10 protein-coding genes and 1 pseudogene are annotated in these 8,847 nt (G+C 64.4%); 5 read left to right on the forward strand and 6 right to left on the reverse strand.

The window, feature by feature from the left end; translation table 11 throughout:
• Positions 1–255: pseudogene (locus tag IC66_RS42570) on the reverse strand (AsmA family protein); the annotation flags it as partial.
• Positions 256–527: 272 nt separating this feature from the next.
• Between IC66_RS42570 and IC66_RS0117080 the strand changes: the two are divergent.
• Positions 528–1,235 (forward strand): CoA transferase subunit A, encoded by a 708-nt coding sequence (locus IC66_RS0117080; protein ID WP_028140272.1) that lies wholly within the window; start codon positions 528–530, stop codon positions 1,233–1,235.
• Between the two features lie 18 nt (positions 1,236–1,253).
• Positions 1,254–1,904: a 3-oxoacid CoA-transferase subunit B gene (locus IC66_RS0117085; RefSeq protein ID WP_028140271.1), complete on the forward strand. Its 651-nt coding sequence runs from the start codon at positions 1,254–1,256 to the stop codon at positions 1,902–1,904.
• Between the two features lie 143 nt (positions 1,905–2,047).
• Here IC66_RS0117085 and IC66_RS0117090 read toward each other — a convergent pair whose 3' ends face one another.
• From IC66_RS0117090 to IC66_RS0117105, 4 genes are all read right to left on the reverse strand, one after another.
• Entirely contained in the window at positions 2,048–2,926 is an 879-nt protein-coding gene (locus IC66_RS0117090) for an SUMF1/EgtB/PvdO family nonheme iron enzyme (protein WP_038948433.1), read from the reverse strand.
• A gap of 52 nt (positions 2,927–2,978) precedes the next feature.
• Positions 2,979–4,073, reverse strand: coding sequence for a copper-containing nitrite reductase (nirK, locus tag IC66_RS0117095; RefSeq protein WP_028140269.1), 1,095 nt, complete (start codon positions 4,071–4,073; stop codon positions 2,979–2,981).
• Positions 4,074–4,196: 123 nt separating this feature from the next.
• A complete protein-coding gene (locus tag IC66_RS49100; protein WP_063711737.1) occupies positions 4,197–5,072 on the reverse strand; it encodes a copper chaperone PCu(A)C in 876 nt (291 codons plus the stop codon).
• A gap of 25 nt (positions 5,073–5,097) precedes the next feature.
• Positions 5,098–5,298, reverse strand: coding sequence for a hypothetical protein (locus tag IC66_RS0117105; protein ID WP_028140268.1), 201 nt, complete (start codon positions 5,296–5,298; stop codon positions 5,098–5,100).
• Between the two features lie 204 nt (positions 5,299–5,502).
• Here IC66_RS0117105 and hemN point away from each other — a divergent pair, with 204 nt between their 5' ends.
• On the forward strand, positions 5,503–6,855 hold the full coding sequence (hemN, locus tag IC66_RS0117115; RefSeq protein WP_038948435.1) for an oxygen-independent coproporphyrinogen III oxidase: 1,353 nt from the start codon (positions 5,503–5,505) through the stop codon (positions 6,853–6,855).
• Between the two features lie 208 nt (positions 6,856–7,063).
• Positions 7,064–7,261: a DUF1858 domain-containing protein gene (locus IC66_RS0117120; protein WP_028140266.1), complete on the forward strand. Its 198-nt coding sequence runs from the start codon at positions 7,064–7,066 to the stop codon at positions 7,259–7,261.
• 134 nt (positions 7,262–7,395) lie between these two features.
• On the opposite strand, the gene IC66_RS0117125 is transcribed toward IC66_RS0117120, so the two are convergent.
• Positions 7,396–8,106 (reverse strand): Crp/Fnr family transcriptional regulator, encoded by a 711-nt coding sequence (locus IC66_RS0117125; RefSeq protein WP_028140265.1) that lies wholly within the window; start codon positions 8,104–8,106, stop codon positions 7,396–7,398.
• 130 nt (positions 8,107–8,236) lie between these two features.
• Between IC66_RS0117125 and IC66_RS0117130 the strand changes: the two genes are divergently transcribed.
• Positions 8,237–8,847, forward strand: a 611-nt coding sequence (locus IC66_RS0117130; RefSeq protein ID WP_038948436.1) for an NnrS family protein, incomplete at its 3' end; no start/stop codon positions are given.

Genomic DNA, 8,847 nt, shown 5'->3' on the forward strand with positions numbered 1-8,847 from the left:
CTGGAGCGCGGGATCGCTGGTGCCGCCGCCCTTGAGGCCCACGTCACGGAAGGAGATGTAGCTTGCCGGCAGCACCGAGATGTCGATTGCGCCTGCGACACTGAGCTCGAGCCCGGTGACGTCGCGGATCTGCGCTTCGACCGCCCTGCGCAGCGCGTCGCGGTTGATGAGCCATGAGGTCGCGATCAGGGCGATCAGCGCGACACCGAGCAGCGCCGCGATCGGCGTCCCGAGGCGCTTCATTCCTTGGGCCATGGTCAATGGCATGTCCTGATCGGGTTGGTCGTTGGAGCCAGAAGGGCGGGTCGGGAAACCTGCGTGCCCACGCCCAACCCCCGCAACTTGATGGTTTTTCTTGTCGCTTTCAAGGCCGCGGACGGTTCTGCCCACGGTGTGGGCAGCTTCTATCACCCGGGCGCGGTGCGGAGAACCCCGTATCATTGACGGCTTTGGAGGATTTCGCCTAATAATCGCCGCCAATAGGGCGCGACGCCTCCAAGCCGAAGGTTCAGTCGAAGGTTATTTGCATGAACAAGGTCTATCCCGACGCCAAGTCGGCTCTCAACGGCATTTTGAAAGACAACATGATGATCATGTCGGGAGGCTTCGGCCTCTGCGGCATCGCCGAGGAGCTCTCGGACGCGATCCGCGAGTCCGGCGTCAAGGGCCTGACGGTGGTCTCCAACAATGCCGGCGTCGACGGCATCGGGCTCAGCCGCCTCTTGGAAACCCGGCAGATCAAGAAGATGATCTCGTCCTATGTCGGCGAGAACAAGCTGTTCGCCCAGCAATTCCTCGCCGGCGAGCTGGAACTCGAATTCAATCCGCAGGGCACGCTCGCCGAGCGCATCCGCGCCGGCGGCGCCGGCATCCCGGCCTTCTACACCAAGACCGGCGTCGGCACGCTGATCGCCGAAGGCAAGGAAGTGAAGGAGTTCGACGGCGAGAAGTATCTGATGGAGCGCGGCCTGTTCGCCGACCTCGCCATCGTGCATGCCTGGAAGGGCGACACCGCCGGCAATCTCATCTACCGCAAGACCGCGCGCAATTTTAACCCGATGATGGCGACCGCCGCCAAGATCACCGTCGCCGAGGTCGAGCATCTGGTTCCGGCGGGTGAACTCAATCCCGACCACATCCACACGCCCGGCATCTTCGTGAAGCGCATCGTCGAGGTCGGCACGGCCAAGAAGCGCATCGAATTCCGCAACACCCGCCCGCGTACCGCCGCTTAAGCGTATCAGGAGACACACATGGCCTGGACCCGTGAACAGATGGCCGCGCGCGCCGCAAAGGAATTGCGTGACGGCTACTACGTCAATCTCGGCATCGGCATCCCGACGCTGGTTTCGAACTTCATACCCGACGGGGTCGATGTCAGCCTGCAGAGCGAGAACGGCATGCTCGGCATGGGCCCGTTCCCTTATGAAGACGAGGTGGACGCGGACCTGATCAACGCCGGCAAGCAAACGGTGAGCGAGCTGCCCTCGACCTCGTATTTCTCGAGCGCGGATTCCTTCGGGATGATCCGCGGCGGCCACATGGACCTGTCGATCCTCGGCGCCATGCAGGTGGCCCAGAACGGCGATCTCGCCAACTGGATGATCCCCGGCAAGATGGTCAAGGGCATGGGCGGCGCGATGGACCTCGTCGCCGGCGTCAAGCGCGTCGTCGTGGTGATGGAGCATTCGGCCAAGGACGGCTCCAAGCTCCTCAAGAAGTGCAATCTGCCGCTGACCGGCGAGCGCGTCGTCGACATGGTCGTCACGGATCTGGCGGTCTTCACCATCGACAAGCACGGCGACGGCGGCATGGCCCTGATCGAGCTCGCCGACGGCGTCTCGCTCGACGAGGTCAAGGCCAAGACCGAAGCCGAGTTTCGCGTGGCGCTGAAGAACAGCTGAGTTAGCGATCCGCGAACAATGGGAAAGGGCCGGGCTTTGTCCCGGCCATTTTCATTGAAGTACCGACGCGCACTGCTTCCACATCGCAATGACGGAGTATGGGACGCGGCCGAGACTCTGCTATTTCGCGAGTCAGGCCCGCCCTACGACCTCACCGCCCACACCTTGCTCCACCGCGCCGACACGCTGGCGACCCAGGAGGTCTCCTCGCGCACCAGGCGGAAGCCGAGATTGGCGGGCGGCACGCCCTGGGCGCAGCCGCCGGCGCGGGCGTCGCGGATGAAATCGGTGACATAGGCGCGGTGGGCGCCCTCGGCGACACGCACGCCGCAGTTCACGGTGGGGCGGCCGGCATTGCCGGCGGCGTCGACGCGCGAGCGCACGAAGCAGGTCGAGGTCCATTCCCAGACATTGCCGGCGAGGTCTTCGACGCCGTGCTCGTTCGGGCCGGACTTGCCGAACGGATAGGCCGTGGTGTCGGAAAGGTCGCGTTCGGATTCGCGCTCATAGCGGCTGATCCAGCGCTTCGAAGGATCGTCGGCATCGACAGCGACGCCATCGTCCTTGAATCTGGAGCCTGCTGCAAAGGCCCATTCTGCATCGCTCGGCAGGCGGTAATGGTGGCCTGTCTTGCGCGACAGCCAGCCTGCATAAGCCTCGGCATCGTGCCAGCTCACCTGCACCGCGGGACGATCGGCGGCGACCGCGACGTCGCGATCGAGCGCGCGGCAGGCGCCATCCTGCACACAGAGCTGATAGTCGGATGAGGAGACCTGATTTCGCATGATGTGGAGCGGCCGGTCGACGCGCATCACGCGCAGCGGCGCTTCCGCCTGCTGCCCGCCGCGTGTGAAATCGCCGGCCTCGCGATAGGACAGGCTGCCCGCTGCGACCCTGACGATCGCAGGCTCCGACGCCGTGCCGTGGACGGTCATGTCCGAGACCAGCGGCGCCATCGCGATCGGCCCGGCGAGCCCGGCGGCGCAGGCGAGTGCCAGTTTGAGCTTGAATGCGATCAGCATGGTCATTCCTCGAAGAAAGAAGGGGCCGGTGATGACCGGCCCCTTTTCGCGTTTAGTTGGTGGCTGCCGGTATTTCGGCAGGGGCCTTCACCTGCATCATCAGATCGTCGTTCCACTTGCCTTCGACCTTGAAGTGCGCGGTGGCGCCGAGGTCGGCGGCCTCGATCAGATTGTGCGTGACGTAGGCGTAGATGCCGGGCTGCTGGAACTTGTACAGTGCAGCTCCCGCCGAGCCGCCGCGGATGAACCAGGTCTCGAGCCCGACTTCGGGTGCATTACCGAACTTGCCGGTCTCCCAGACGTAGTCGCCATGGCCGCCGATCAGATGCGGGCGGCTGTCGCGGTTGGCCTGCGAATGCACCATCAGAACGTTCTCGCCGACCTTGGCAGTCAGTGCGTTCTTGCCGGTGAGCGCGCCGACCTTGCCGTTGAACACGACGTGGGTGGGAGTCAGCTTTTTCATCACCTCTTCGGTGTCGGTGAAGGCTTCACCCGGCGAGTCGTAGGACTTGAAGTTGCCCTTCTCGTCGCGCGGCACGTACATGTCCTGCTCGCCGATGTAGTAGACCTTGTCGTACTTCAGAGCGTGGCCCTTGCCATCGTTCAGTCCGTCGCGCGGCAGCACCATCACGGCGCCGTTCATGCCGGAGACGACGTGCCAGGGGATCATCGGGCCGCCCGGAGCGCAATGGTAGACGAACACGCCGGTCTTGGTTGCCTTCCAGCGCAGCACGACCTGCTCGCCGGGATTGACCAGAGTGAGCGCGCCGCCACCGAGCGCGCCGGTCGCGGAATGGAAGTCGATGTTGTGCGGCATGGTGTTGGTCGCGGGATTGACCAGCGTCGTTTCGACGTAGTCGCCCTCGTGCACGACCATCAGCGGGCCCGGCATCGAACCGTTGAAGGTCATCGCCTGGAAGGTGGTGCCCTTCTCGTCGATGACGACCTTCTTCTCCTCGATCGTGAGCCTGAACTCGATGATCTTGGGGCCTTGCTTGGTCGCCTGCTCGTGCGCGTGCACGAAGGGCGGAGCGACCAGCTCTACCTTTTGGCGCGGCAGCTTGAGATCATCGGCCGCGAAGGCGGGGGTCGCCAGCATCAGCGCGGTCGCGGCGGCGCTGATCAATGCGGCTCTGCGGGTGAACATCGGAAGCATCCTTCATCTGGAAAGGTTTTTGATGACGGATGCAGTGTGCGCCGATCGTGGCAAGAGTGTTTGCGCTGCGACAAGGTTTTGCCGGATTCGTCTCCGCAACAGTACTTAGGTGTCTCAACGGAGCAGGATCGGTGACACCACGTTAACCGCATCCGACGGATTGATGCGGATGTCGAGGCCGAGCGACCAGCGGCCGGACAGCGGTGCCGACATTCTGACTCGCCACTGATCGTTGCCGACGCGTTCGGCGTTCGCGGTGATCGGCGCGACGCCGTGCTCGGGGTTGCCGAGCGTGACAGCAACCGCGTCGGCGCTCAGCGGCAACTCATTCGCATCTTCAAGCTGGATTGCGATTTCGACCGGACCGGCGCGCCCGGGCGAGACCGTGACGTTGGCCATGGCCTTTTCAGCATGGAGATGCGTGAAGAAGCTCTCGTCAGCTTCGGTCGTCGACGCGGGTGGGGCCGCCGCAGCCTGCTCCACGCGATGTGCAGGCTCTGCGGCCGCCGTTGTCTTCGTGCTTTCGGGAGCCTGTGCGCCGATGGCCTGCACGTCCAGCGTCACTTTCACTGCGCCGGCGTGCTCGAACGACAGCGTCACGGGCATCTGGTCGCCGGCATGGAGCGGCACATCGAGACCGATGAACATCAGGTGTCCGCCGCCGGGTGCAAGCGTCACGATTTGTCCGGGTGCGATGACAAGCCCCTTGTCGAGCGGGCGCATGGTCATGACACCGTCGTTGACGGTCATTTCATGGATCTCGGTTCGAAGCGCATGGGCGGCCGATGCGGCCTGCAGCCGCTCCGGCGCGCGGCCCCTGTTCTCGATCGTCAGATAGCCGCCGGCGACCCTGGCTCCGCCGGGCGTCGCCCGGCTCCAGGCCCTGGTGATGACGAGATCGCCGCTGGTCGTGTCGGCCGCAAAGGCCGGCGCCCCGACAATGCATGCCAGCACGACCGCGCCGGCGAATGCGCGCTTGGATGAGATCATGGTCGAGGCCTTCGCGAAGACGTGACTAAAATAGATGTGTGGCAAGCCAGACCGTTGCCCAGATCGCCAGCGACAGCACGGCGAAGACGGCGATGGCCGCGGCCAGAGCGCGCACGGTGCCGGCCGGGGCCGGTGCGACCGGGGCCGGCCGAAAGTCGTCGAAACGCGGGATATGGCCGCGGACGTCGAGCAAGGAAAGAATCAGTTCGAGTGCGAGAAGCCTCATGGGCAAACGCTCCGGATGGCGTGCGAATTGCCATGATCATGGCCCCGAACCCGCCGCTGCGCTTTGCGCGAGCGCAATGTCTGCTGCACCCCCGGCCGACTTTGCGCGAGCGCAAGGTCGCCTCCGCGGATCCGGGTTATTGGAGTGCATTCCGTGATTTGCCGTGATGTCTGCGCACGGCGGAAATTTACGAATGGGTAAGACATGAGAGCTGATCTAGCGGCGAGCTACGGCGAAGAACGATTGCCACGCTACACGAGCTATCCGACCGCGCCGCATTTTTCGACGGCGGTCGGACCGGACGCCTACGCCAGTTGGCTGGCGGAGCTGCCGGCGGGCGCCAGCGCGTCACTCTATCTCCACGTGCCGTTCTGCCGCGAGATGTGCTGGTATTGCGGCTGCCATACCCAGATCGTCCGCCGCGACGAGCTCATCGCCGGCTACCAGCGGACGCTGCGCAACGAGATCGAGCAGGTCGCCGCAACCATTGGCCGCCGCATCAAGGTGGAGCACATCCATTTCGGCGGCGGCACGCCGACGATCATGCAGCCGGAAGCTTTCGCCGAGTTGATGGCGACGATGCGCCAGAAGTTCTTCGTGCTACCCTCGGCCGAGATCGCGGTCGAGATCGATCCCCGCACATTGACCGCCGACATGGTCGATGCCATGCGGCTCTCCGGCGTCAACCGTGCGAGCCTTGGCGTGCAGAGCTTCGATCCCGTGGTGCAGCGGGCGATCAACCGCGTGCAGAGCTTCGAGCAGACGGCTTCCGTGGTCGACATGCTCCGGCGCGCCGGCATCGAGGGACTCAATTTCGATTTGATCTACGGGCTGCCGCACCAGACCGTCGCGTCCTGTCTGGATACGGTCCGGCGCAGCCTCACGCTCGCGCCCGACCGCTTCTCCGTGTTCGGGTACGCTCACGTGCCCAGCTTCAAGAAGCACCAGCAGATGATCAACGAGGCCGTGTTGCCGGACGGACTCGCGCGCCACGACCAGGCTTGCGCGATCGCGAATGCATTGAAGGAGGCCGGTTACGTGCAGATCGGGCTCGATCATTTCGCGCGACCCGACGATTCCATGGCAGTGGCCTTCGAGGAACGGACGCTGCGGCGCAATTTTCAGGGCTACACCACTGACAAGAGCGAAGTCCTGCTCGGTTTCGGCGCGAGCGCGATTGGGCATTTGCCGCAGGGTTACGTCCAGAACGAGGTGCAGATCGGCGCCTATGCGCAAAGCATCGCCGCCGGCCGTCTCGCCACCGCCAAGGGCTATGGGCTCACCGACGACGACCGGCTGCGCGCCGACATCATCGAACGCATCATGTGCGAGTTCAGCGCCGATCTCGGCGACATCTGCGCGCGCCATGGCGCGGAGGCGGGGGCGATGCTGAATTCGGCGGCGCGTCTGAAGCCGCTGATCTCCGACGGCATCGTGAGGCTGGATGGCAACCGCCTCGCAGTCGCAAAGGATTCGCGCTTCCTGGTCCGCAGCGTCGCGGCCGCGTTCGACGCGCATCTCAATCCGGCGAAGCAGCTGCACAGCCGGGCTGTGTAAGGTCTCTCCTCCTGTCATTCCGGGGCGCGCCCTTTGGCGCGAACCCGGAATCCATTTCTCCACGTCACCTGCTGCGCGATGGATTCTGAGATGCGCAATTGCGCATCATAGTTCGCGCTTCGCGCGCCCCGGAATGACAAGCCAGCTTGCGCTTCGACAAGGAGCCTTCGATCCATTCTGCTATCGTCGTTGCGGAACGGAGTTGTCCATGTCTTTTGGATCCGACGATCTGGTCGATGACATCATGCGTACCGCGCCGCACACGATCCGCGTGTTTCTGGCCTTCAGGATGGCTTGTGTCGGTTGCCCGATCGCAACCTTCCACACGGTGGATGATGCCTGCCGCGAGCATGGCATCGACCGCGAGAAATTCCTCGCCGCGTTGTGCGATTGCGTGCCGGCGTGAAGCGGTCCGGAATTCACGCGGGCGCGCGCGGATTCCCGGGTGAGGGACGCTTTCGCCGTAAGCGGAAGCGCCCCTCACCCCTATCTCGATCCCTGTCTTAATCCCTATCTTGGGCGGAGACGTCCCGGCGGCTGTCACGCCGCGCCGCTGTCGGCGCTTCGCTCCGCCAACACGACGATCCTGTGCGGGTCGCGCAGGATGATGCGCTGACGGCCGCTCTCGACGAGGCCTTGGCTCTCCCAGCCGCTCAGGATGCGGCTGACGGTGTGCAGCGTGGTGCCGGTCATCTGGGCGATGTCCTGGCGGCTGATCGGGAAGTCGATCTCGATGCCGTGGTCGAGCTTCTTGCCGGACTGCTTGGCGAGGCGCAGCAGCGCATGGGCGACGCGCTGCTCGACCTGCTGGGTCGACATTTCCAGGATGCGGGTGTGGCTTTCCTGGAGGCGCTTGCCGACGGTCTGGAGCGTGTTGGCCGCCAGCGAGGGAAATCGCTCGACCAGCCGCGGCCAGGCCGAGGTTGGCCAGATCAGCACCACGCTGTCATCGACCGCGATCGCGGTCGCCGGATACTGCACGGCTCCGATCGCCATGGCGAGCCCGAACGTTTCGCCGGGCGCGACGTAGCGTACCACGATCTGCTCGCCGGTCGGCGTGGTCTTGGCCGCGCGGACATGGCCGTGCAGCAGCAGGAAGAAGGACTGCGCATCCGCCCCCTGCTCGAAAATGGCACTGTTCTTGGGATAGCGCGCCGAACGGGCCTCACGCAGGATCTCATCCAGAGCTTCCGGCGTGACCCCGGCAAACAGCGGCAAATGCGCAATCAGCGATGTGTCGACCTTGGCCATTCTGCCTCCTTGGCATCAGGGAGTGTGATGGCACCTGCAATCGTTCGATAGTTTGCGATAGCGCAAAACGGGACGGCTGAGTGGCAGTATTTTTCCAGATAACGGACTGAAATTTATTGGAGTTGACCCCATGGCTGGCGCCCGATCCCGCAACTTTGAGGGCTGGCCGCTGTTTGCGAACAGTTTTCGGCCCTTTTTCCTGCTCGCCGCGATCCAGGCGGGGCTATCGATTCTGGCCTGGCTGCCGATGTTCTACGGCGAATTGTCGGTGAGTTCCGCGTTCGCGCCGCGCGACTGGCACGTCCACGAGATGCTCTACGGCTTCCTGCCGGCGGTGATCACCGGGTTCCTGTTCACGGCCATCCCGAACTGGACCGGGCGGCTGCCGATCCAAGGCACCTCGCTGGGGGCGTTAGTGATGGTCTGGCTTGCCGGACGTATCGCGGTGACGTTGTCGGCCGATACCGGCTGGGCGTTTGCGCTTCTCGTCGATGCCGCCTTCCTGGCGCTGGTGGTCGCTGCCGCGGCGCGCGAGATCATCGCGGGCGGCAACTGGCGCAACCTGCCCGTGGTGGCGATGGTGTCCGTTCTGCTCGCCGGCAATGTCGCTTTTCATCTCGAGGCGCACTACCAGGGCGCGGCCGATGTCAGCATCCGCGTCGGCATCGGTGTGGTCATGCTGCTGATCTCGCTGATCGGAGGCCGCATCATTCCGAGCTTCACCCGCAACTGGCTGGGCAA

The organism is Bradyrhizobium genomosp. III, from assembly GCF_000261705.1.
Lineage (GTDB): Bacteria > Pseudomonadota > Alphaproteobacteria > Rhizobiales > Xanthobacteraceae > Bradyrhizobium > Bradyrhizobium ottawaense.